General features: G+C 61.5%; 22 protein-coding genes and 1 pseudogene. 15 read left to right on the forward strand and 8 right to left on the reverse strand.

The features are described from left to right. Positions 1 to 102: 102 nt before the first annotated feature. Positions 103 to 939 (reverse strand): annotated as a pseudogene (locus VUN82_22790) (DUF4194 domain-containing protein). Next, entirely contained in the window at positions 932 to 2389 is a 1458-nt protein-coding gene (locus tag VUN82_22795; GenBank protein XAS71865.1) for a DUF3375 family protein, read from the reverse strand. The pseudogene VUN82_22790 and the gene VUN82_22795 overlap by 8 nt, the downstream one beginning before the upstream one ends. A gap of 301 nt (positions 2390 to 2690) precedes the next feature. Here VUN82_22795 and VUN82_22800 point away from each other — a divergent pair, with 301 nt between their 5' ends. Further along, entirely contained in the window at positions 2691 to 2993 is a 303-nt protein-coding gene (locus VUN82_22800; GenBank protein ID XAS71866.1) for a hypothetical protein, read from the forward strand. 63 nt (positions 2994 to 3056) lie between these two features. After that, positions 3057 to 5021, forward strand: a complete 1965-nt coding sequence (locus tag VUN82_22805) for an acyl-CoA dehydrogenase family protein (GenBank protein ID XAS71867.1) — start codon at positions 3057 to 3059, stop codon at positions 5019 to 5021. 4 nt (positions 5022 to 5025) lie between these two features. Here the strand turns inward: VUN82_22805 and VUN82_22810 are convergent, their stop codons facing one another. Beyond that, a complete protein-coding gene (locus tag VUN82_22810; protein ID XAS71868.1) occupies positions 5026 to 5481 on the reverse strand; it encodes a YchJ family protein in 456 nt (151 codons plus the stop codon). A 136-nt stretch (positions 5482 to 5617) separates the two neighbouring features. Between VUN82_22810 and VUN82_22815 the strand changes: the two genes are divergently transcribed. Next, the gene (locus tag VUN82_22815; GenBank protein XAS71869.1) at positions 5618 to 6505 is read left to right on the forward strand and encodes a hypothetical protein; all 888 of its coding nucleotides are present in this window, start codon (positions 5618 to 5620) and stop codon (positions 6503 to 6505) included. Here the strand turns inward: VUN82_22815 and VUN82_22820 are convergent. Beyond that, the gene (locus tag VUN82_22820) at positions 6502 to 6993 is read right to left on the reverse strand and encodes a flavin reductase family protein (GenBank protein XAS71870.1); all 492 of its coding nucleotides are present in this window, start codon (positions 6991 to 6993) and stop codon (positions 6502 to 6504) included. The genes VUN82_22815 and VUN82_22820 overlap by 4 nt on opposite strands. Positions 6994 to 7240: 247 nt before the next feature. Here VUN82_22820 and VUN82_22825 point away from each other — a divergent pair, with 247 nt between their 5' ends. The 5 genes from VUN82_22825 (at position 7241) to VUN82_22845 (ending at position 12403) form a co-directional block, all read left to right on the forward strand. After that, a complete protein-coding gene (locus VUN82_22825; protein XAS71871.1) occupies positions 7241 to 8275 on the forward strand; it encodes an aldo/keto reductase in 1035 nt (344 codons plus the stop codon). A gap of 162 nt (positions 8276 to 8437) precedes the next feature. Further along, entirely contained in the window at positions 8438 to 9541 is a 1104-nt protein-coding gene (locus VUN82_22830) for a sulfite oxidase (GenBank protein XAS71872.1), read from the forward strand. 135 nt (positions 9542 to 9676) lie between these two features. Beyond that, a complete protein-coding gene (locus tag VUN82_22835; GenBank protein XAS71873.1) occupies positions 9677 to 10054 on the forward strand; it encodes an RNA-binding S4 domain-containing protein in 378 nt (125 codons plus the stop codon). A gap of 733 nt (positions 10055 to 10787) precedes the next feature. After that, complete coding sequence (locus VUN82_22840) at positions 10788 to 11465, forward strand: DUF6318 family protein (protein ID XAS71874.1); 678 nt, start codon at positions 10788 to 10790, stop codon at positions 11463 to 11465. Between the two features lie 104 nt (positions 11466 to 11569). After that, positions 11570 to 12403 carry a hypothetical protein gene (locus VUN82_22845; GenBank protein XAS71875.1) on the forward strand — a complete coding sequence of 278 codons (834 nt, stop codon included), beginning with the start codon at positions 11570 to 11572 and terminating at the stop codon, positions 12401 to 12403. Here the strand turns inward: VUN82_22845 and VUN82_22850 are convergent. The 4 genes from VUN82_22850 to VUN82_22865 form a co-directional block, all read right to left on the reverse strand. Then, entirely contained in the window at positions 12400 to 13548 is a 1149-nt protein-coding gene (locus tag VUN82_22850; GenBank protein ID XAS71876.1) for a Fic family protein, read from the reverse strand. The two genes, VUN82_22845 and VUN82_22850, sit on opposite strands and share 4 nt — an antisense overlap. 409 nt (positions 13549 to 13957) lie before the next feature. Continuing rightward, the gene (locus VUN82_22855; GenBank protein ID XAS71877.1) at positions 13958 to 14419 is read right to left on the reverse strand and encodes a DUF3817 domain-containing protein; all 462 of its coding nucleotides are present in this window, start codon (positions 14417 to 14419) and stop codon (positions 13958 to 13960) included. A gap of 60 nt (positions 14420 to 14479) precedes the next feature. Continuing rightward, on the reverse strand, positions 14480 to 15088 hold the full coding sequence (locus tag VUN82_22860; GenBank protein ID XAS71878.1) for a hypothetical protein: 609 nt from the start codon (positions 15086 to 15088) through the stop codon (positions 14480 to 14482). Positions 15089 to 15166: 78 nt separating this feature from the next. After that, positions 15167 to 15673: a hypothetical protein gene (locus VUN82_22865; protein ID XAS74775.1), complete on the reverse strand. Its 507-nt coding sequence runs from the start codon at positions 15671 to 15673 to the stop codon at positions 15167 to 15169. A gap of 183 nt (positions 15674 to 15856) precedes the next feature. On the opposite strand from VUN82_22865, the gene VUN82_22870 reads away from it, so the two are divergent. From VUN82_22870 to VUN82_22900, 7 genes are all read left to right on the forward strand, one after another. Beyond that, a complete protein-coding gene (locus VUN82_22870; GenBank protein XAS71879.1) occupies positions 15857 to 16081 on the forward strand; it encodes a helix-turn-helix domain-containing protein in 225 nt (74 codons plus the stop codon). Next, positions 16075 to 17355, forward strand: a complete 1281-nt coding sequence (locus tag VUN82_22875) for a type II toxin-antitoxin system HipA family toxin (protein XAS71880.1) — start codon at positions 16075 to 16077, stop codon at positions 17353 to 17355. The genes VUN82_22870 and VUN82_22875 overlap by 7 nt, the downstream gene beginning before the upstream one ends. Before the next feature lie 84 nt (positions 17356 to 17439). Continuing rightward, positions 17440 to 18165, forward strand: a complete 726-nt coding sequence (locus tag VUN82_22880) for a FadR/GntR family transcriptional regulator (GenBank protein ID XAS71881.1) — start codon at positions 17440 to 17442, stop codon at positions 18163 to 18165. A 17-nt stretch (positions 18166 to 18182) separates the two neighbouring features. Beyond that, complete coding sequence (locus tag VUN82_22885) at positions 18183 to 19187, forward strand: asparaginase (GenBank protein XAS74776.1); 1005 nt, start codon at positions 18183 to 18185, stop codon at positions 19185 to 19187. A gap of 13 nt (positions 19188 to 19200) precedes the next feature. Further along, complete coding sequence (locus tag VUN82_22890) at positions 19201 to 20616, forward strand: aspartate ammonia-lyase (protein ID XAS71882.1); 1416 nt, start codon at positions 19201 to 19203, stop codon at positions 20614 to 20616. Between the two features lie 140 nt (positions 20617 to 20756). Continuing rightward, positions 20757 to 22268, forward strand: a complete 1512-nt coding sequence (locus VUN82_22895; GenBank protein ID XAS71883.1) for an amino acid permease — start codon at positions 20757 to 20759, stop codon at positions 22266 to 22268. A 183-nt stretch (positions 22269 to 22451) separates the two neighbouring features. Then, the gene (locus tag VUN82_22900) at positions 22452 to 23123 is read left to right on the forward strand and encodes a FadR/GntR family transcriptional regulator (protein XAS71884.1); all 672 of its coding nucleotides are present in this window, start codon (positions 22452 to 22454) and stop codon (positions 23121 to 23123) included. Positions 23124 to 23133: the final 10 nt, after the last annotated feature.

Here is a 23133-nt window from a genome sequence, read left to right on the forward strand (position 1 = left end):
GGGCCTTCCGGAGCCGGCAGCATCGTCCACAGGACGAGTGCTGTCCGGCGAAGGGGCGGGGGCGGCATCGGCGTCGTCCTCCCCAACCCCCACGGCCGCGTCGGCATCGTCGTCCTCGGTTGAGGTGTCTGATGAATCCACGTCCAGCAGCGGCTCTGTTCCTGATTCGTCGGCGGCTACCGCTATGAGGGCCTCTATTTGGGCTGGGATGTCGCCGATGTTTTCGAAGGGGAGGGCCAGCGGGAGCGCGTTGCTGATGGTGTACGTGTCGTCCAAGGGGGTGGGGAGGAGGAGTTGGCGGGCCAGGAGTTTGGTGATGGTGCGGGTGACGACGTCGGAGTCGCGGAGTGCATCCTGTTGGCCTGCGGGGGTGTAATTGGCGACGAGTTCCGAGATCTCTTCGCGGGTGATGGTGGGGTCCGTCTGGGCTGTGACGTGACGGTCCAGGAGGAGGCGCAGGCGGAGGAGGACGATGGTTTCCACGCGGCTCAGTGCACGCTGCTGCCGGAGGATGCTTGATCGTGAGCTGGCGCCGATGATCTCCGGGTCGACGGGGCGGAGGACGGCGATCTTGCGGTCGTGATCCAGCTGGAGAGTGAGGAACAGTTCGGAGAGGCGGCTGCGGAGGATGAGTTGGTTGTCCAGGAGTGTGGTCCAGAGCTTCTCGTCGCGGCCGCCGTCGATGTAGGGGCCTTTCAGCAGTTTGACCAGCGCGTGACGGACCTTCATCGGCAGCACGCCTGTGTCGCCCGGGAAGAGGGCGGCACCGTCAACGAACGTGTCCCGCGGGGTGACCCGGAACGGGTCACCGTGGGTGGCGTGAGTCGCCGCTTCAGTCGGGACTTCAGCCTCCTCAACGGCTCCGTGCTCGTCGGTGGCATGCTCCTCGGTGACGTGCCCCTCCTCGGTGACGTCCGTCGTCGTGATTTCCTCAGTCATCAGAATCCTCATTCAGCGAGACAACGGGCAAGTACGCAGTGCGGATACTGCCGTCGATTTGTTCGAAGTCGATGTGTTCCCAAGCGGCCCGGTCGAAGGCCGCACCACCATGCAGCGCCATGGACAACAGGGTTCGGACAGTGTTGATGTGCCGTTCCTCGGCGGGCAGGTTTTCCCACGCCTCGCCCAGGGTAGCTGCGCCGGCCATCGCGGCCCGCACAGCAGCAGGCTTCGCCTTTCCGGTGCGGGCTGACCGAACCCGGTCCGAGTCACTGAAGGCGATGGGATCGGCCAATCGGGGCGGGGTCGCGAACTCGTCGGGGTCGAAAAGTTTGACCATTGCCAGCGACTCGAACCCTGCGTTGTACAGAACGGGGCCGCGGACCAGGCCTGGCCGGTCGCGTTCGTAGGGCATGGACCTGATGGCTTGCTCTGCCTCAGCTAAGACCTTGCGCAGGCTGACCGACTGGCGGACGTCGTCGCTCTGGATATAGGTGTTCAGGCTCTCGGAGAGCTTGCCGTAGATTCTCTGGATCTGGCTGTGCTGGGTGCGCAGTTCGGCCACGAGGTTCTTCAGCGTTTCGCGGTCCTCGTGCGAAAGATCGTCCGCGAACTGACGGCTCAAGACCTCGCCGATCGCGGAGCGGAAACGCAACTGCTGCTGCGGGTCTTCCAGAAAGGCTGTGAAGGAGCGGAACGTTCGGCCCTCTGGACTTTGACGCAGGCGTTTGTCGGCCTCCAGAACCTGGGCCATGGTTGCGCCCTTGCTCAGCGACTCCTCGATGATCTGGTTGCGGAGTTCGCCCACCAACTCCTCGATGCGGTCACGCATTTTCTTGTAGTCAGCGGGAAGGCTGGCTGCGAGGTCAAGGATGTTGCCGGCTGCCTCAACAGCCTCTTCGTCGTCCAGGAGGCCGTCGAACTGGCCGGAGCTGATGTCTTCGACGAGTTGCTGGCGCTCCTGGATTTCTTCCTCCAGCGCCTCCAAACGTGCGCTTTGGTCCGGATTGGTCTCGTTGGCAAGCTTCTCCACATCGCCGAGCAGCGTGCCCAAGCGGGAACCGTTGAGCGTGGAACGATCGCTTGAGAGGCTGTCCAGGAAGGCGAGCACGCGCGCCGCTGCTTCGGTGACTTCGTAAACGATCTGGCCTGACTGGTTGCGGCGCGTCAGGAACTGCCTGCGCGTCCATTCGTCGCCGAAGGCCTTGCCGTTCTGCTGGCCGCCCAGCCCTGGTTCCTGGCGGCGAAGCTGCTCAAGGAAGGCGTCGACGTCGGCATGGAACTCTTCCAGCGGAAGCTGCGGCCGGGTGCGGGTGAAGGAAGCCTGCAGCACCGCGATCACCCAAGGGGCCGAACGTGTGAGGGCCCAGGCTGGACCTTTGGTTAGTTGCTCGAGGTCGCGAAGCCGGGCACTGATGGCGTCGGCGGAGGACATGGCTGAACGGGACAACTACTCTCCTTCAGCTGCTGCGAAACCTGGCTGGCAGCGGAAACTGCCCCGTACAAGGTTAACGCAGAGCATCACCGCCGCGTCGGGCGGTACTGAAAGGGCCGCCGTCGAGCCTTCCAAGGACGATGCGAAGGCTGGCCCCGCAATCATTCCGTAACATACCGCCCGGTTCGGTTTCGATCCCATATCGACACGGCCGCGACGCGATTCTGTGCTGGCCGAAAACTACGCCCACCCTTAGTGTCGGATCATCGACGCAGCCACGCCGCGTCTACCCACGCATTGTCGCATAGGGGGAACCATGGATTTTGACTTTACCGCTCTGGAAACAGCCACCTACGTATTCATTGGAACGCTGGCCTTCGCCGCCATTTTGGTGGCGTTCATCGCAGCAGCAGCCATAGCAACTATCGTTCTCATCGGCGCCATGGGCATAGCCTGGTACACGGTCAAGGCCGTCTTGGGCGGCTTGGTGCATGGCATCAATTTTGCGTGGGACAGCCTGGTCCACCATGCAGGAAACGTCGAAATCCCGGCCGAATTCCAGCCCCAGGTTTCCCCTAGCACGGGTAGCTACTCGCGGGTAGCATTGAGGGACAGCTGAAGGGTTCCCCACCCGAGGCGGACCCTGGCTCCATCCGGCACAACCGGCTAGAGGAGTTATCCCATGACGTCCGCTACTGACAACAGTCTCACCGCCGCAAGCGTCAACGCCACAGCAGAAGAAGCCCGCGCCGTCGCCGAGGCCGCCCGCGAAACTGAATGGAACCGGCCCAGCTTTGCCAAGGGCCTGTACTTGGGTAGCTTCGACCTCAGCCTGATCCACCCGTGGCCACAAGCCAAAACGGAGGACGTGGAGCGCGGCGAAGAGTTCATGGCCAAGCTCGAGGCGTTCTGCCGGTCCATGTCCGGACGGGTGATTGAACGCGACGCGAAGATCCCGGACGAGTACCTTGCAGGCCTCGCGGACCTTGGCGTCTTCGGCATGAAAATCCCGCGGGAGTACGGCGGCCTGGGATTGTCCTTGGTCTACTATGGCCGCGCACTCGCTTTGGTGGGCTCCGTCCATCCGAGCCTTGGCGCACTGATTTCGGCACATCAGTCCATTGGTGTTCCGGAGCCCGTGAAGGAATTCGGCACGCCGGAGCAAAAGCAGGAATACCTTCCGCGCTGCGCTGCCGGCGCCATTACGGCTTTTCTCCTGACGGAGCCCGACGTCGGCAGCGACCCCGCCCGGATGGGCGCCACAGCCGTTCTTTCGGACGACGGTCGGTCTTACCTTTTGGACGGCGTGAAACTCTGGACCACCAACGGGGTGATCGCCGAGCTCGTGGTTGTTATGGCCAGGGTTCCTGCCCACACCGACGCCGACGGCACCACGCACAAGGGCGGCATCTCCGCGTTCGTCGTGGAGATGGACTCTCCCGGCATCACCGTGGAAAACCGGAACAGCTTCATGGGCTTGCGCGGTATCGAGAATGGCGTGACCCGTTTCCACCAGGTGCGTGTGCCGGTGGAGAACCGCTTGGGCCGCGAAGGCCAAGGCCTCAAAATCGCCCTCACCACGCTCAATACCGGACGCCTCTCCATCCCCGGCCTGTGCGTTGCCGCAGGGAAATGGAGCCTGAAGATCGCCCGCGAATGGTCCAACGCGCGGACACAATGGGGCCGCCCGGTGGGCAAGCACGAGGCCGTAGGAAAGAAGATTGCGTTCATCGCCGCCACCACCTTCGCGTTGGAAGCTGTGTTTGAACTGTCAGCCGAGATGGCAGACGCCGGCCAAAAGGACGTGCGCATCGAAGCCGCGCTGGCCAAGCTCTGGTCCACTGAACTGAGCTGCCGGATCGCCGATGAACTGGTTCAGATCCGCGGCGGCCGTGGCTTTGAAACCGCCGAATCCCTTGAAGCAAGGGGGGAACGCGCCGTAGCTGCCGAGCAACTCCTCCGGGACCTCCGCATCAACCGGATCTTCGAGGGTTCCAGCGAGATCATGAAACTCCTCATCGCCCGCGAAGCCGTGGACGCACACCTTGCCGCCGCGGGCGACCTCGCCTCATCGGATGCCAGCCTGCAGGACAAGGCGAGGGCCGCCGTCGGAGCTTCAGGTTTCTATGCCCGCTGGCTGCCGAAACTCGTTGCCGGAGCAGGCATGGATCCGCGCTCCTACGGCGAGTTCGGACGATTGGGCAAGCACCTGCGGTTTGTTGAAAGGTCCTCGCGCCGGCTCGCCCGGCAGACTTTCTACGGCATGGGGCGCTGGCAAGCGAAGCTGGAACACAAACAAGCGTTCCTTGGCAGGATCGTGGACATCGGCGCCGAACTGTTCGCGATGGCAGCATGCTGCTCCCGGGCCGAAATGCTGCTCCGTACCCACCCGGAACACGGCGCGGCGGCCTTTGAGCTCGCCGAGGCCTATTGCGAGCAGGCGCGCGTGCGGGTGGACGAATACTTCGACCAGCTGTGGCGGAACACCGACGACGGCGACCACCAGCTTTCGCGCAAAGTCCTCGCCGGCGATTACGCCTGGCTGGAGGCCGGGGTCCTGGATCAGTCCGAAGGAACCGGGCCGTGGATCGCCGATGCTTCCCCGGGCGCCTCAAACAAGGAGAACCTGCACCGGAAATATCGGTAGCCCGCTACAGGACCTCGCCGTCAACGTAGTACCAGCGCCTAGCCTCACGTACGAAACGGCTGTGTTCGCGCTGCACTCCCCGTTCGCCGTCGGACCTGTAGCGCGCGGCGAACTCAACGGTCCCGGTGGTGTCCAAGGGCCCGCCGTTTGACGTGCCCAGGATGTCGAGCCTGCGCCATTGCATGTCCGCGTCCAGCTCCAAGGAAGCCGGGCGGGTTGACGCGTGCCAAGTGCGCAGGAGGTATGCCGGATCCAGAATGACGAACGCCGAATACCGGGAACGCATAAGCTGCTCGGCTGTGGGCGCATCGGCCTCGCCGCGGTGGAAGCGCCCACAACAATCGTTATAGGGCTCCCCGGAGAGGCAGGGGCACGCACTGTTGCGGAGTCGGCTGAAATCAGGGGTCACGTTGTCCCAATCCGAGGCTGAAAATGAGAGCTGGACAACATATTTTCCCACGCCATGTAACAGCTTCGAAACAACCCCTGCCAGAGGGTGGTGCGGGGCGTGATTCCGTCGGTGCTGGACCTTAGGCTAGATGTGCAAGCTGGGTGGGCAATGCGCGCATCGCAAAACGACTGCCAGGGGAGGCTACGTGGAGGATCCGACAACACTCGCCATCAACCTGACATATTTGGGCACGGTGGGGATGGCTATCCTCATGTTCCTGGGCCTCGGGTTGGTCATCATCATCACTCTGGTAGTTGCCGGAGTCGGACGGCTTGTGTCAGTGATTCTCCTGGCGATGATCGGCGTCTTCCCCAAGAAGGAAACGGTCGCCATCGTTCATCTGCCTCCTGCTCCGGAACACGTACCCGTTTTGGCGGGTGACGACGTCGATTACTCCAGTCACGCTGTTGAGTCACCTCTTGAAGATCTTGCCTACGTTCCTACCGGTTCCACTGCCGAGGTGGCAGCCCATCCTGTTGTGGCAGAGCCCAAGAAGGATCGCTTTGGCGATGTTCGACGCCGGGTCTCGGATGCCGCTTCTGCCGTCAAGGACGGTGCGTGGAAGGTTAGCCCCAGGAAGGTACCCAAGCCTGCCCAGGTTAAGGAAGTGGTCGAAACACAGACCGCCCACCACCCCTTGCTCGTGGCCGCCAGCAAGGAACCCCCCGTGCTTGCGAAGGACTGGGCCGACGCCGTCGCGGAAGCTGACCGGAGGGCGGCCGAGCGCGCAAAGGCAGAGGAACCGCCCGCCATCAAGGTAACGGTCCGTGAGGTGGGCGAGCCAACACCGCCGTCCAGCAATGAGGAACCACCCGCCCCGAAGGCCCCGGATGCGCAGCAGTCTTCGGGCACCGAGGCGTCGCCGGGCAATGGTCCGAAAAAGTCCGGTCCTGAATCTACAAAATCCAGCCAGGGGAACAGCTCGGCCCAAGGGAACAACTCCAAGAAATCGGGCCCGAACACTTCCAAGAATGGAAAGCCTTCGAGCCCGGTCCGTAAGGGTTCGCTCAGCGGGGTAAGCCGCAACTCCTAAGCGGCGAGCTGCCGGAACGCTGCTCCGTGGTAGATCAGTGGTTTGGATTCGTGGTTGATGGTGGTCGCTTTGACCTCGAGGACAACGATCGCGTGGTCCCCGGCGGGCGTCTCGGAGACAACCTCGCACTCGAAACCCAGCACCGCGCCGTCGATCAGAACGGCCCCTGAGTCACTGACGCTGGTGGACAATCCGGCGAAGCGGTCCCGGGTTTTGGAGGACAGCTGAAGGCAGGCCGCTTCCTGACCCTCGGCCAGCACGGATACCCCCAGCCTGCTGGCCTGCCGAAGCTTGGGCCACGTTGTGGAGGAGTTCTGCACCGCGAACATCACCAACGGCGGCTCCAATGACACGCCCACCGTGAAGGACGATGCCACCAGGGCTTCTGGCGTGAAATCCACCATGGCACTGAAGGCAGCCACTCCGGACGGGAACTGCGCAAATGCAGCCTTGATGGCCGCCGTTTCTTCCACGGTTGTCTGTGTCATTTTTGCTGTCCCCTATCGTGCGTTGCTTGAGTTCCTTTCCCATAATTCACCCGCTTCCGGGAACGGCAATATTTGTTGATTCGAAAGACATTTGTGTTGCCGCATGTCAAGAAATGTCGCGAACTAAGGCCGCTTCCATTACCCCGCAAGACGAAAAACGAAGAAGTTCTACCGTTTGCATTTGGGCGTCCCACGGCCGTGTGTAGCCTCGATTGGACATGCCCTTGACCCACCACAGGAAGCCGACATGAGCCTCAACGAGCTACGAACGCTTGGACGCACTGGCGCCCTGATCAGCCCTCTCACCCTGGGTACCTTGAACTTCGGCACCGGCACCGCCCCCACGGGACCTGCGGAGAGCATCCGCATCATCCAGGCTGCGCTCGACGGCGGCATCACCAGCATCGACACCGCCGATATTTACTCCCAGGGCGAGGCCGAGGTAGTGGTGGGCCAGGCAATCCAAGGAAGGCGCGACGACGTTTTCCTCGCCACCAAATTCCATGGCCAGATGGGGTCCAACCCAGCACACGCCGGAAATTCGCGTCGGTGGATTGTCCGGGCTGTGGAGGACAGCTTGAGGCGGCTCAATACGGACAGGATCGATCTCTACCAAGCGCACCGTCCCGACTACAACACCGATCTCCTTGAGACCATCACCACCCTGAACGATCTCATCCGGCAGGGCAAGATCCTCTACTACGGCACCTCGGTGTTCAGCCCCGCGCAGCTCGTCGAGGCACAGTGGATCGCGAACACCAACCACCTGACGCCGCCGGTGGTGGATCAGGTTCCCTATTCGCTTTTGGTTCGCGCCAACGAACGCGACGTTTTCCCCATCACCCAGCAGTACGGCGTCGGGGTTTTGAGTTATGGACCGCTCGACGGTGGGTGGCTGGCTGGCGGTTACCGCGTTGGCGCGGGCCAGCCCGAAAGCTCGCGTTCGGCCGCTGTGCCCGGCCGGTTCGATGTGAACGCGCCCTTCAACCAAGGCAAGCTGCACGCGGCAGACGCACTCGCACAACTGGCCGCCAGGTACGGACTGACCCTCATCCAGCTCGCTGTGGCCTTTGCGTTGAACCATCCAGCCGTCACCAGTGTGATTATTGGACCGCGGACCGAGGACCATCTCACCGACTACTTGAAGGCCGCCGATGTGGTGCTCAACGACGCGGTTTTGGATGAAATCGATGACATCGTGGCCCCCGCCGTCAACTTCCTTGAGCGGGACGCCGGCACGGTTGCTCCGCATCTGGAGTACCCGGAACTTCGACGTCGGTAGCTCGCCACCCGTTGTGGGGACCGCTCTGCGGGCTTCTTCGCTCGCGGACAGTGCATACCGGGCCTCGCAATCGCCTATTGACGGCATTAGGTCCCCGCGTGATCCTTGTCCTAAGTGCTGCGGCACGCCCGCAGCGTCAGGTCCAGTAGAACGCCGCCTCCCATGTCCAAACACCATGTCAAGCAAGACGCGGCGAAAGCCGTCATCACGGGACAGCCGACCGAAGGTCCCCTGACCCACGAAGAGTTGCAGCTCTCCGGCCGCAACCATTCAATGCCGCTCGAAGCCCTCCACGACGACATCACGCCAGCAGGCCTGCACTATCTGCTCATTCACTTCGATATCCCGCACGTTACCGCCGAGGAATGGCGCCTGCGGCTCGGTGGCGCCCTTAATAACAGTCTGGAACTGAGCCTCGACGACATCAAGTCGCGGCCCTCAGTCACCATGCCTGTCACCATGGAGTGCGCCGGAAATGGACGCTCACTGCTGCAGCCACGTCCGCTCAGCCAGCCTTGGGTGCTGGGAGCTGTAGGCACTGCGGAATGGACTGGAACTCCGTTGGCACCACTGCTGGAGGAGGCAGGGTTGGCGAGTGACGCCGTCGAACTTGTCTTTACCGGCGCCGACAGCGGTATCCAGGGTGGAGTGGAGGAACCATACGCCCGTAGTCTTTCGATTGCCGAAGCGATGCATCCCGAAGTCATGTTGGTCTACGCCATGAACGGCAACCCGCTACCGATCCAGCACGGTTTCCCGCTGCGGCTGTTGGTGCCCGGCTGGTATGGCATGGCAAGCGTGAAGTGGTTGACCTCCATCGAGGCAGTGACTTCACGTTTCATGGGATTCCAACAGGCCGTGGCGTATCACTACCTTCAGGGACCCGATGGGCCAGGTTTGCCCGTGTCGCACATTCGCGTCCGCTCCCTGATGGTGCCGCCCGGGATTCCTGATTTCTTTACCCGACGCCGGGTAGTGGATGCCGGTCCTGTGATGCTGCACGGCAGGGCGTGGTCCGGTCACGGCGAAGTGGAACGGGTGGAGGTGGGGATCGACGGCGAATGGATGCCGGCCCATCTGGAACCCGCTATGGGTGATTTTGCCTGGCGTTCGTGGACCATGGTGTGGGTTGCGAGCCCGGGCGAGCACGAGTTGCGGTGCCGTGCGATGGACTCCTCAGGTGCGCTGCAGCCCAGCGACCAAGTGTGGAACTACCAGGGCATCGGGAACAACATGGCCCAGCGGGTTGAGGTGACGGTTCGGTAGGTTTTTCTCGCCGAGATCGCGGGAGAGCTGCGTGATCGCCGGAACTCTTCGGCGTGCTCGGTGGCTTCCCCTTGTACTCGCACGTTTCCGGCGTTCTCGCGGGTCTTGCTCGGCCCGGTTAGACTCTTCCCAATCATGAGTATCCCGACATCATCCCCGGCAAACGTCCGCGTCGATGCCTGGTTGTGGGCGATCCGCGCTTACAAGACCCGATCCGCGGCCACCGCCGCCTGCCGTGCCGGCCACATCCGGATCAATGGAAATCCGGTGAAGGCCTCGCAAACCGTGATCATCGGCGACACCGTCCGGGTCCGCGAATCGGGCTGGGAACGGATCCTCGAAGTACGGCGGCTAATCGCGAAACGCGTCGGCGCCGAGGCTGCGTCGCACTGCTTCACCGACCACACTCCCCCGCGGCCCGTTGCCCCCAAGCTCGGCCTTCCCCAGCGCGACCGCGGTGCTGGCCGACCCACCAAGAAGGATCGGCGGGATATGGAGAAATTGCGGGGTTAATTGTCCACATACAGCCCCCGATGGCTGTATTGCTGGCTAGCGGCCATTTAGCTTGGTGGAGGTCCCTGCGACAAAAGACCGGGTCCGATAACAGGGCCGAATGGTGGCGACGGGCTGAGTGGGCTTTCGACAGCATCCTTTCCCAAGAACCCCGCCGCGCAAAGGGTGGGCTTTCAGGTAATGACTGTATTGGCCGAATCAACACCAAGCCGTGAAGAAGTTGAATTTATAACTGTGGCTTGGAGTTATCCACTGGAAGAAGCGGCAGAATCGACAAAGATGGATGGCTTATCGCCACCCGAAGTCCCGCCCAGTTACCCCGACCCGGACCTCGATGTTGAGCTGGACCCCAACCCGGGCAACAATGAACCGACGGCAAGCGACACCAGATAAGGGGTTGGCGATGACGGAGCCAATGAGAGCACCAGCACACCAGGGAGCAGGGACCGGGGCAACCGACAGAATCGACCGCGGCGCCGCGGCGCGTGACCGCGGGGTGCAAATCGCGGCCGCCCAGCTACGACTGGTCACAGACCGACGCCTCGGAAAGGAAACTCCCGACTGGGTCAGGCAGCTCGCAGCAGAGAGCCCTCGGCGCGGCGTCTCGTAAACTCCGGGCAACAGCTCCACGAACAATAGTTATCCACAAGCGGTCCCCTTCGACGTGAAACCCTCCCTTTCCCCCACCTAGACTGGCCGACACATCGCCAAACAGTTGCTGGGGGAACCTGTCATGTCACGCCTTTTTGCCTATTCTTCACATGCCCGCATTCGAGGAGCGGTCTTCGGACTCACAGCCGCGTTGCTTCTCACTGGTTGTCAGGGCGGGCCGCCCGGCGGCTCTCCTTCCGAATCAAGCTCGACGACGGCGCCTACCTCGGGCGCTTCGTCGCCAGGTCCTTCGGGCACCGGCCCTTCCGGGAGTGCCGCTCCTGCCACTGTGTACAAGCCAGCCGATGCGAAGGGCAAAGCACAGAATGTGCCGGTTCCTGTGATGCCGGAGCTGGCGAAGGAGAACTCGGAGGCAGGGCTGGAGGCGTTTATCCGGTACTGGTACGCCACTTACTCGTACGCCACAGAAACGGGTGACCTCGAACTTTGGAGTCTTGCCACTGATACAACAACAGTCTCAGGTGCTGCCTATAAGAGGGCGATCGAGCTGAACTACATCGACGGCCGGTGGGTGGTCGGCGGGCGCATCAGTACTCCTGTCATCGAAGTCTTATGGAAAGACGATACGGATCCTCAAGCCGCTAAGGTGCAGGTCCTCCAAGAGCAAATTCAGTACTTCAATGCTGACGGAAGCTCCGGGCAGCAGGCCACGCCCGAGTACAACACAGCCGAAGCGGTCATGGTGAGCTATCAAAGCGGGGTTTGGCAAGTTGTCGACAACGGACTGATTGTGGGCTAGCCGTGCGAATGACTCGTCTCAGCACAATCGTATTTTTGGCTCTCGTCATGGTCCTGCCTATCGGCCCTGCTCATTCAATAGCAGATGACGAAACTCGAGTCAGCGTGGGAAAGCATGATACCGCCATAAGTATCGACGCAAGATTCACCCTGAATCCAGAAACTGGGATACCGTCCGAATTCCTCAATTCCAATGCCGCGGCAGAGGATCCCTACCAGTACAAGCCGGATACCCTTTGTCGCGCTGGCGGTGGAGGCTTGGGATGCCAAGGACTCGAATGCCCAGCCACAACGGAGGGTGGCGCAGAAGGAACTCCCGTTGTATGGAAAAAAGCACCAAAGGCGATCACAAATCCTGACTGGACAGACTATAGGGCGATCACCGGACCCACGTGCCTATACGACGCCAAACCCGAGAACGTCCTGGCCAACATCGCCACCCGGATCCTCAACGACTTCCGCCAACTCCCCGTCAACCCCGGAACCCTCGAAGCCCAACCCTTCCCCCACACCCTCAAAGGCGGACCCACGAACTTCTACACCACCGCCACCAAACAAGCCTTCGACGTCACCATCCTCGGCCAAGCAGTCCACCTGACCGCAACCCCGGCAAGCTACACCTACAACTTCGGCGACACCACCACCCTCGGCCCCACCCCGGTCGCCGGCTATGCCATCCCCGAAGCCGACTGGCTCCTCAACGACACCCGCACCAGCCACAGCTACACAGCAACAGGGAACTACCCCGCCACCATCACCACCAGCTTCACCGGAACCTACTCCGTGAACAACGGACCCCCACTGCCCATCAACGGAACCCTGGACCTCACCACACCACCCAAAACCATCCAGGTCTGGAAAACAGAAAAAGCGCTCGTCGCCGACACCTGCCAGGAAAACCCCAAATCCTGGGGCTGCCCCGACGCTCCAGGACTTTAGAGTGACTCCTGCAGAATGGCAGGTAGGAAGTCCCTTCTGTCCAGTTCCCTCACCAAGAGCGGTGTCAATTCACTGGGCGCTAGGCGAAGCCGGTAGCTTCGCCTTCCGTCACCAATCGGTTCGATGACTCCTCGCTCCAAGAGTCTCCGGATTCCTTGGCTCCGGGATGCCGCAGAACCAGGGAACGCGGGTTGGAGGTCCGCCGCCTTCACCTCAGTCTTCTGGGCAATGATGATGAGAGCATCTGTTTCCGCCTTAGTAAAACGCGCCACTTCCAGCCCGCGCTGGATGGCCGGAATCAATAGAGAATTCGTTACATACTCTTTGTTCCCCAGCTTTGACAGTCTGGTGAGGTCGTTCAGCAGGCCCTCGAGAACGTATGTAGCCCATCGAATCAATGAATCGGGCAGAAGGGAATCAGCGTCCTCCAGCCGCTCGTAGTAGAGTTCCCGGTTCTCTCCGAACACGGCTGTCGGGTTCAGGGTCCGGTAACCCGCGCTTTCCGAAAAGCCTTGCCTACGCATCGCGGCATAGGTCAAAAGCCTGCCTACACGACCATTTCCGTTTCCGAAGGGATGTATCCAAACGAAGCGATGATGGGCCAAAGCAATCTTCAACAACTCATAGTTCTGGTCCACGTCGGCGTTAATGAAGTCGAGAAGGGCGGTCATGTCACTGTGGACATCTCCCGGGGAAGGAGGACGATGAGCCGAGCCACTAATGTTCACATCCGACACACGGTACATTCCCGGCGTCCTGTCTCCCTCGCGCTCCAATCCTTCGACTGAGATTCTGTGCAGTTCCCTCACAAAGCCATGGGTCAGACTGGTCCCGCGCTCCACGACTGAATCGACGAAAGTGGTTGCCTCCTGCAGCTGCACGATCTCCTGAACATCATCGACTTGCTTGATGTTTTCGCGACCAGCCCGTTGGACCCCTGAGACGGCATCAACAATTGAAGTCCTGTTCCCTTCGATCCGGGCACTCATGATGCTCGAGAGTAACTGGAACAACTTCCGGAGCTGAGAGTAAAGCTCCGGCGGTGTGGTTCCTTCGCCCAGATCGGCTCGTACTCGCTCAAGCTGAATGATGGACTTAGCCAGGGGAGAGTTGAACGGAAACTCTGGAAACTCGATCGGCTTCACGACTCAGAACTTTCGATAACGGTTTGTAACAATTAATTCCGTACCCAATCCTAGCCCTGTACTGCGGGGGTTTTGCCGCTGGTTCGCGCTGAAAGATTTAATGTTGCACTGATCTGGAATTAAGTTCCTGCTTCGAAAGGGCTGCCTTTCACTGTCCTGTCCAGCAACGGTCTCTGGTGGGGAGGAAGGAAGGGCGATCGTTTGGAAGCGAGCGCTCAAATCCATCACGAACCCTGGGCGGCAGGACTGGATTCCGATCCTCGGACCAATGTGCTTCCACGGCCGAGAATCCTAAACGCTTTCAAGAGCAGCGATGGGAAGCATGTCCAATATGCTTCCCTTGCTTGTAAAGCTTGGTCGCCGAAGAGCGGGTGCAAAGAAGCTCAGGAAGCCACAGAGCGAAGCTGGATCAGGAGAACCAGGTATCCGGCGGGCCCATGAACAGGAGGAAGCTGAACACGCCAGCCACGCCCACCAAGACAATCGCAATGGCCAGGATCGGGTTTCCCAGGATCCAAGCCAGCCCTTTCTCCAGCCCGCCTTGAGGTTCCTCTCCCCCAGGGGCAAAGCGCCAACCGCCGGCAAGGAGACCCCGACGGTCGAGCGACTTTTCCACGGGAATAGTGACGTACGGGATCACGGCAGAGACGGTGGCAAGCAGACCCGTTCGGGCCGGCCATTTCTGGTTGATCCAAGTGAAAGCGGCTGTTGCTGCATAGCAAAGGAAGACAAAGCCATGAATGCCTCCGGCTATGCTGACGCCTACCTCCGTGGTGTGGGTGACGTACTTAAGGAACAGCCCAATCAGCAGCAGCGTCCACGTCACAGCTTCGGCAAAAGCAACGGTACGAAACAGGGTGCGGGGCTGCATGGAAGTCCTTGGCTGGGAAACGGGAGTCCCGTCCAATTTACCGTGACAGGACAAACACGTTCACCCCGGGAGAGGAAGCGAGTCCCGGTGCCGGATCTGCGAATCCCCGAATTCAACGGGCACTGGAGCAATCTCCATGGGCGGCTCATGGCGGGTCCGGGCCTTGCCGACGGCGATATGGGGCAACCAGCGGGGTGACCTGTAGCCAAGGGCAGGTGAGCTCAGGATGAAGTCGTCAATGTTGTCCAGGCCCAGATCATCCAAGAGCACATGGAGCCCCTGAACCAGAAGGGCCTGATAGTCGTGAACCTCTTGAGGAACGTCCACTTCCAGTCCCATAAGGCGGCCACCGCCCAGAGGGATCAATTTGTCCGACTTTCCCAGGAACCCCTGCAATACAGGCAACTCTGTCAACCAACCCACAAGCTCGGGAAGTACATTCTCTGCCCGGGACATTCCTTTGGTCCAGGCTTCAATGTCCTGGACCAAATCATCGAGGATACCCACGTGCAGCAGCGTCATGTGGAGTCCTTGCGGCTTCCGGAGGAAGTCGACGTAGCGGTTGAGTCCCTCGTATTCGGTTTGCCCGGCGCCTATGCGGAGGACAGGCACCTCGACGGTAATGCGGGATCCATGCGGTTTGCCTCCAGCGGGGTTACTGGCCGTCATGCATGACATTATGCGCCGCTCGCGGCTCCCATGGCAGGCCCCCAACAGAAGCCCAGTGCCGGCGTCGTGCCTAACGTCCTATTTCTTGGAGCGGGCTTGAACCAGATTCGCAAACGGCAGGCGGCCATAGGTGGCAACGAAATCAGCATGGTAGGCAGCCTCGGCTGCATTCACCTCGGAAGGAGGGAGTTCCTTCCACGCGATGATCAGGTCCAGAGCATCCCGGAGCTGCCAGATGAGCCGGGCGTCCCAGACGACGGTGGGCCGCCCGCGACCGTAATCCATGAACTCCTGGATCTGCTTCCGCAGCCCCCGATTTCCTTGGCTTCCGGCGCTGGCCTTGCCCAGGTACAAGACGGAAGCATCCGGGACCCACTCCGCTTCCAAAGCTTCCCGCTTAAGGGACGGGTCCTTTTTCTTGAACGTTCCCGCGGTGCTCTTGTTAAGGAAGGCGGGCTCGAAGGCAGCAGGGCAAAGCAGGACAAAGATCCCGGGGCCCTGGGGGACGCGCATGACATCGAGTTCGTCTAAGGCTCGAAAGCCCGTGAAACCTTCGGCGGTGAGTGACTTTTTGGTGAAGAGCATGGTCCATTGTGTCAACCGCTCGTTTGCGGTGCCTGCGCGCTTCCCTTCCTGGTCCGTGAGCGTCACGCAGGGCCCGCATCAAGATCAAGGACAGCGTGGCACTGTCGCCTTACGGCAACAAATGCTAAAGTCGTCGTACGGCGACATTTTCGAAAGTTGCCGTACGGCGACAGGAGTCCGAGAATGCGCACGGTGCGGGAGGCAGGGCCACTGGTACGTGAGCTTCGTGAGGAGCGTGGCTGGTCTCAGGCAGAGCTTGCCCGCCGAGCGAACGTTTCGCGAACCTTCTTGATCGACCTTGAATCCGGCAAGGCAACAGTGGAGACTTCAAAATTCATGGACGTCTTCCAAGCTTTAGGGTTTGAGCTTGCCGTACGCAACAGCGACACCGGCTACGTCAGATGGTAAATACCCGTGCACTTGACGTGTTCATGGATGGGGCAGCCTGTGGCCGGGTTGAGCAGACGCCCTCAGGAAATCTGATAATCCGCTATAAACCGGAATATCAGGCAATCCCCGACGCGACACCATTATCGCTTTCCATGCCACTGGCCGCCGCTTCACACAAGAAGCGCGCAGTCCTGCCCTTCCTGCAAGGCTTGCTCCCGGACAGCGACGGGGCCTTGCGGACCATAGCGAGGAGGTTTGGGGTCTCCCCATCAAACCCTTTCGCCATCCTTGAGTACATCGGTGCAGATGTCGCTGGCGCACTCCAATTCATGCGTCCGGGAACAGAATCCCCGGACGGCGGGCTCGCCAGGAACTCGGTCACCCCGGTCTCGGAATCCGATGTTGCCACCATGCTGGATCATGTCGTGGCTGAATATGAGGATGGCACGCCATACGACGATGCAGCAGGACGTTTCAGTCTTGCAGGAGCACAACCGAAAATCGCCCTTCATCAACTCCCCGATGGGACGTGGGGAGTCCCCGCAGATGCGACACCAACAACTCACATCTTGAAGCCGACAGCAGGGAACTTCAGCAGGCTCGACGTCGTCGAGCAGCTGACCATGAGGGCGGCAGCCTTGCTCGGCCTTGAGGTGGCGAGCTCCGAACTTGCACGCATCGGTTCTTGGGACGTATTCGTGACACGGCGCTATGACCGTCAACTGACCGATGGCGTCTGGCGCCGCATTCACCAAGAGGACCTCTGCCAGTCTCTGAGCGTTTCGCCGGCAAAGAAATACCAGCATCGCGACGGGGGTCCTGGGGCCGGCGACATGGCTTCTCTTGCGCGGTCGTTTCCCCTCGAAAGAGACCGCCGCAAAGCTGGAGAAGCACTTTACCGGGCCTTCGTGTTCAACACTGTGGCCGGTTGCACGGATGCTCACGCCAAGAACTACTCGATCCTGCTCCGAGGCAGTGAAGCGCAAATAGCACCGCTTTATGACCTCGCTACATACGCACCCTACTGGGATGGAGAATCGACCATCGACCTCGCAATGAGCGTGAAAGGCGAATACCGTCTGCAGAAAATCAGCAGGCAAATGCTGGTCTCCACGGGTAGGCAGTTCGGCGTCACGCCCGACGTAGCGGAAGAGATTGTTGGAAACTACTGCGGGCAGCTGGTGGAAGCGTTTGATGCCGCCAAAGACGAACTGCAAAACCATATGGGGCGGCTGCCGAAAGTCGCCGACGATGCAGTGACCAACGTACGCAAGCTGCCACTGGTGCAGTGAGCCAGCCGCTTGGCCAACCCCCAAACCCTGAAGCAAGCCTTTCAGCGTTGACACAGCCTTGTGACCCGTGCCATATTCGATAACGTGAACCTGTCAGACAGCCGGACAGCCGGACAGCCCGCATCGGGCAAGCCCGCTGGGCCCACCCCGATCTCGCGCATTTCCGCGGCTGAGGCGGTCTTCGCGGCACTGAGAAGGGCTATCGAGGGCGGCCAGTTCGATATCGGCACCAAGCTGAGCTCTGAAGCAACGCTGGCGGCCCAGTACGGCGTGAGCCGCTCCGTCATCCGAGAAGCCCTGCGATCCTGCAACACGCTGGGTTTGACCGTGACCAAGACCGGCAAGGGCACGTTCATTGTGGCCAACAAGGTCGCCAATGACCTTACCTTGGGCCAGTACAGTGCGCGTGATCTGAACGAAGCACGTCCGCACATTGAGATTCCCGCAGCCGGACTGGCAGCCCAGCGCCGCACGGAAGAAGAACTTGAGCACCTGAAGGACATCGTCCAGGAAATGCTCAATGAGAACGATCCCGAAGCCTGGGTAAACCTGGATGCCAGCTTCCATTCCGCCGTCGCCCGGGCCAGTGGCAACCGGGTGTTCGCCAGCGTCGTTTCCGATATTCGCGACGCCTTGGCCCACCAGTCTGAAACCCTCAACCTCGTCGCCGACCGGCAACACCGCTCTGACGAGGAACATGTTGCCGTGCTGAACGCAATCGAAGCAGGCGACTCCGAAGCAGCGAGCAAAGCGATGGCCGATCACCTTCAGGCCGTCAGCGTCGCACTGGACACGATCCTCAGCAAATGAACCACCCGAAGGACACCATGCCCCAAGTGACCGCAGCAGCAGCGGCCCAAACAGCACAGAGAACGCCCAACCACGTCCCGCTCGTCGAACAGACCCGCGACGGCTTGGTGGAGAGCATCCACTATGGATCGCTGATCGCCCTGAACGCCGATGGCAGCAGTGCCATCGAAGCCGGCCAGCCGGACGCGCCCATGTACCCGCGTTCCTCCCTTAAACCGCTCCAGGCCGTAGCCCTCCTTCGCGCGGGCTTGGATATCCCCCAGAAGCTCCTCGCCCTGACGGCCGCCAGCCACTCAGGCAGCAAAGCGCATCGCGACGGCGCCGCCGAAATCCTGGCGCTTCACGGCCTGACCGAAGCGGCACTGGGCAACAGCACTGACCTGCCATACGGCGTCGTTGAGCGCGAAGAATGGCTCCGCGCCGGCAACGGCCCCACCCAACTTGCGCAGAACTGCTCCGGCAAGCACGCGTCCATGACCGCGGTGTGCGTCATTAATGGTTGGCCCGTGGAGGGCTACCTGAACCCGGAACACCCGCTTCAGGTCCTGGTTCGTGACACCATCACCGAACTGACCGGCGAGGACGCAGCCGCAGTGAGCACTGATGGCTGCGGCACCCCGCTTTTTGCCCACACGCTTCACGGAATGGCCCGCGCTTACGGCCGCATCGCCGCCGCTGACCAAAGCACCTACGAGGGCAAAGTTGCCCACGCCATGCGCCGCTTCCCGGAGATGGTAGGCGGCGAAGGCCGCGACGTCACTGCGCTGATGCGCGCCGTCCCGGGGCTGCTTGCCAAGGACGGTTTTGAAGGCCTCCAGCTGGTGGGCCTGCCGGACGGCCGCGGCGTGGCTGTGAAGATTTCCGACGGCGGTGACCGCGCGCGCATGCCCGTCACCGTTGAGGTTCTCCGCCAGTTGGGCGTCGACGGCGGCAGCCTGGACACGCTTCAAAGCCCACCGGTGCTGGGCGGCGGCCTTCCGGTCGGCGAGCTCCGCGCCGCGCAATTTTTCAGCAAGAACTAAACCAAGGACAGCTATGACCACCGTCGATCAGGCGATCCCCATCCGTTCCGAACACGACCTCCTGGGGGACCGCGACATTCCCGGGAACGCCTACTGGGGCGTCCACACCCTGCGGGCTATCGAGAACTTCCCCATCACCGGACAGCCCCTGTCCACCAACCGTCACTTGGTCCGCGGCCTCGCCGCGGTAAAAATGGCGGCAGCACGCACCAACCACGAGCTCGGCCTCCTGGATGCTGAACGTGCCGGAGCCATCGAGCAGGCCTGCCAGGACGTCATGGACGGCATGCTCCAGGAGCAGTTCATGGTGGACGTGATCCAGGGCGGCGCGGGAACCAGCTCCAACATGAACGCCAACGAGGTCATCGCCAACCGCGCGCTGGAAATCCTTGGCCACCCCAAGGGCGATTACTCCAAGCTGCACCCGAACGACCATGTAAACCTGAGCCAGTCCACCAACGACGTCTACCCGACGGCGGTAAACCTCGCCACGATCTTCTCGGTGAAGGAACTCCTCCTCGCCTTGGAAGAACTCGAGCTGGCGTTTGCCGAGAAGGGCCGTGAATTCCGCACGGTAGTGAAGATGGGCCGCACCCAGCTTCAGGACGCCGTTCCCATGACCCTGGGCCAGGAATTCGGCGGATACGCCGTGACCATCGCCGAGGACCGGGCCCGCCTGGACGAATCCCACATGCTGATCCACGAAATCAACCTTGGCGCCACCGCTATTGGCACTGGCCTGAACGCGCCAGTCGGTTACGCAGACGCTGCATGCCGCCACCTGGCCGAAATCACGGGCCTTCCGCTCCTCACGTCGGCGGACCTCATTGAGGCCACGCAGGACGTCGGCGCCTTTGTTCACCTGTCCGGCGTCCTCAAGCGCGTGGCAGTGAAGCTCTCCAAGATTTGTAACGACCTCCGCCTGCTGTCCTCTGGACCGCGTGCGGGTTTGGGCGAGATCAACCTGCCGGCCGTACAGTCCGGCTCGTCGATCATGCCCGGCAAGATCAATCCGGTGATCCCGGAAGTGGTCAGCCAGGTGGCGTACGAAGTCATCGGCAACGATGTCACAGTCACCATGGCCGCGGAGGCGGGCCAGCTCCAGCTGAACGCCTTCGAACCGATCATTGTGCACAGCCTGCACAAGAGCATCTCCCACCTGGAAGCAGCGTGCCGCACCCTTACGGCACGCTGCGTCCGGGGCATCACCGCAAACACCGAACGGCTACGGCTTACCGTGGAGCAGTCGATCGGTCTCGTCACGGCATTGAACCCCCACATCGGTTATGCCTCCGCCACGGCCATCGCCCAAGAAGCGCTGGCCACCGGCAAGGGTGTTGCAGAACTCGTCCTGGAGCACGGTCTGTTGACCGCTGCCCAGCTTGAGGAACTGCTCAGCCCGGAACGTCTGGCAAACCTGAGCAAGTAAGCCGAAACCGGCCAGTAAGCCCAGCGGCTCAAAAGAGCCGTCCCGCCCGATAAGGCACACCCCCGAGGCCCTGTCCTGCGCTCCGGCCCCCGACCAGACGCGTCCAGGACACCCCCAACAGGACACCCCTAAGGATTCCAATGACCAACCCACCCATTACGGACCACACGGTCCCGGCCCAAGCGCATGCCAGCGAGAAAGCCCTCCACACGGAGGACAAGGGCTACCACAAGGATCTGAAGCCCCGCCAGATCCAGATGATCGCGATCGGCGGTGCAATCGGCACCGGTCTGTTCCTCGGCGCAGGTGGCCGCCTCAACGCTGCCGGCCCTTCGCTCGTCATCGCCTATGCCGTATGTGGCTTCTTCGCGTTCCTGATCCTCCGCGCGCTCGGTGAACTCGTTCTCCACCGCCCGTCGTCGGGATCCTTCGTTTCTTACGCCCGTGAGTTCTTCGGTGAGAAGGCCGCGTTCGTTTCCGGCTGGTTCTACTGGATCAACTGGGCCACCACCACCATCGTGGACATCACAGCAGCGGCGCTGTACATGAACTTCTTCGGCAAATACGTCCCGTGGATCGGCGTCGTTCCACAGTGGGCCTGGGCGCTGATCGCACTGGTCGTGGTCCTGGGCCTGAACCTCGTATCGGTCAAGGTCTTCGGCGAGCTTGAATTCTGGTTCGCCATCATCAAGGTGGCCGCACTGGTGGCGTTCCTGGTGTTGGGCACCTACTTCGTCATCTTCGGCACACCCGTCGAGGGCCAGGAAGTTGGCTTCAGCCTCCTTTCGGACAACGGCGGCATCTTCCCCAATGGCATCCTTCCCATGATCATCCTCATGCAGGGTGTGCTGTTCGCCTACGCATCGATCGAGCTCATCGGCACCGCCGCCGGTGAAACCCCGAACCCTGAGAAGATCATGCCCAAGGCCATCAACTCCGTGGTCTTCCGTATCGCAGTGTTCTACGTCGGCTCGGTCATCCTGCTGGCTCTGCTGCTCCCGTACACCTCATACGAGAAGGGCGTCAGCCCGTTCGTAACGTTCTTCGGATCCATCGGCATCCAGGGCGTTGACGTCATCATGAACCTTGTGGTTCTCACCGCCGCACTGTCCTCGCTGAATGCCGGCCTGTACTCCACCGGCCGTATTCTGCGCTCGATGTCCGTTGCCGGCTCCGCACCGAAGTTTGCCCAGCGCATGAACAAGGCTGGTGTCCCCTACGGTGGCATTGCGATCACGGCAGGCGTCTCGCTGCTCGGCGTTCCGCTGAACTACCTCGTCCCGTCACAGGCGTTCGAGATCGTCCTGAACGTTGCTTCCGTCGGCATCATCGTCACGTGGGCCACCATTGTCCTGTGCCAGATGCAGCTCAAGCGCTGGGCAGACAAGGGCTGGCTCAAGCGCCCGTCCTTCCGGATGTTTGGTGCGCCGTATACCGGTTACCTCTCGCTCCTGTTCCTGGTGGGCGTGCTGGTGATGGTCTTCATCGACTCCCCGCTCACCATGCTTGTCACGGGTATCGCCTGCGCACTGATGGTGGTCGGCTGGTACCTGTGCCGCAAGCAGATCCATGAGCTTGCTGCGACCCGCGACGGCTACACCGGCAGCGCCCCGGTGGTTGCTAACCGCCCCATGCGTGGCGGCGACTCCTAACAAGCCCCAAGCAGCGCCCGACGGCGGCACCCGGGTTCCGTAACATCGGAGCCTGAGTGCCGCCGTCGTTGGTTAACGGGCCCAAGTAGCCGTGGTTGTTCCCAGGGCTGGGAACAACCACGGCTAGATGCGGGAGAACGCGCCTAAGCCAAACATCCGATGATTCGCGACTACTATGGACCCATGGCTGTCACAGATGAGGCGATTGGCAAGATCAAGGACATGCTGATCCGCGGGGAACTCAAAGCCGGGGATCGGCTTCCACCGGAGAAGGAACTGAGCGAGCGGCTCGGCCTTTCGCGCAGTTCACTGCGTGAAGCGGTGAAGGCGCTGGAGCTCATCCGCGTGCTCGACGTCCGCCGCGGCGATGGAACCTACGTCACCAGCCTCGACGCCAAGCTGCTCAACGAAGCCGTCGCTTTTGTGGTTGACCTGCATCAGGATCGCTCCATCCTGGAACTCTTTGAGGTCCGACGAATCCTGGAACCCGCCACAGCCCACCTCGCTGCCGGCAAGATCGGGCCAGCCGAACTCACGGCACTCCGCGCCACCATGGACGGCATCGATGAAAACACCGACGTCGAAGAACTGGTAGCCCACGACCTCGAATTCCACAGCATCATCACCGAAGCCGCAGGGAACGACTACCTGGGCAGCCTGTTGGAAGCCCTGTCCAGCAGCACGGTTCGTGCCCGGATCTGGCGTGGCCTGACGCAGGAAAAGGCCGTGGCGCACACCCTTGCCGAGCACCGTGCGATCGCCGACGCCTTGGAACGCGGCGATGCCGAGCTGGTCCGGGCCCTCGTGACGGTCCACATCAGCGGCGTGGAGAACTGGCTGCGGCAGGCGCTCTAATCCCTCGAAA

The sequence above is a fragment of the Micrococcaceae bacterium Sec5.1 genome (assembly GCA_039636795.1).
In the GTDB taxonomy this organism is placed as follows: Bacteria; Actinomycetota; Actinomycetes; order Actinomycetales; family Micrococcaceae; genus Arthrobacter.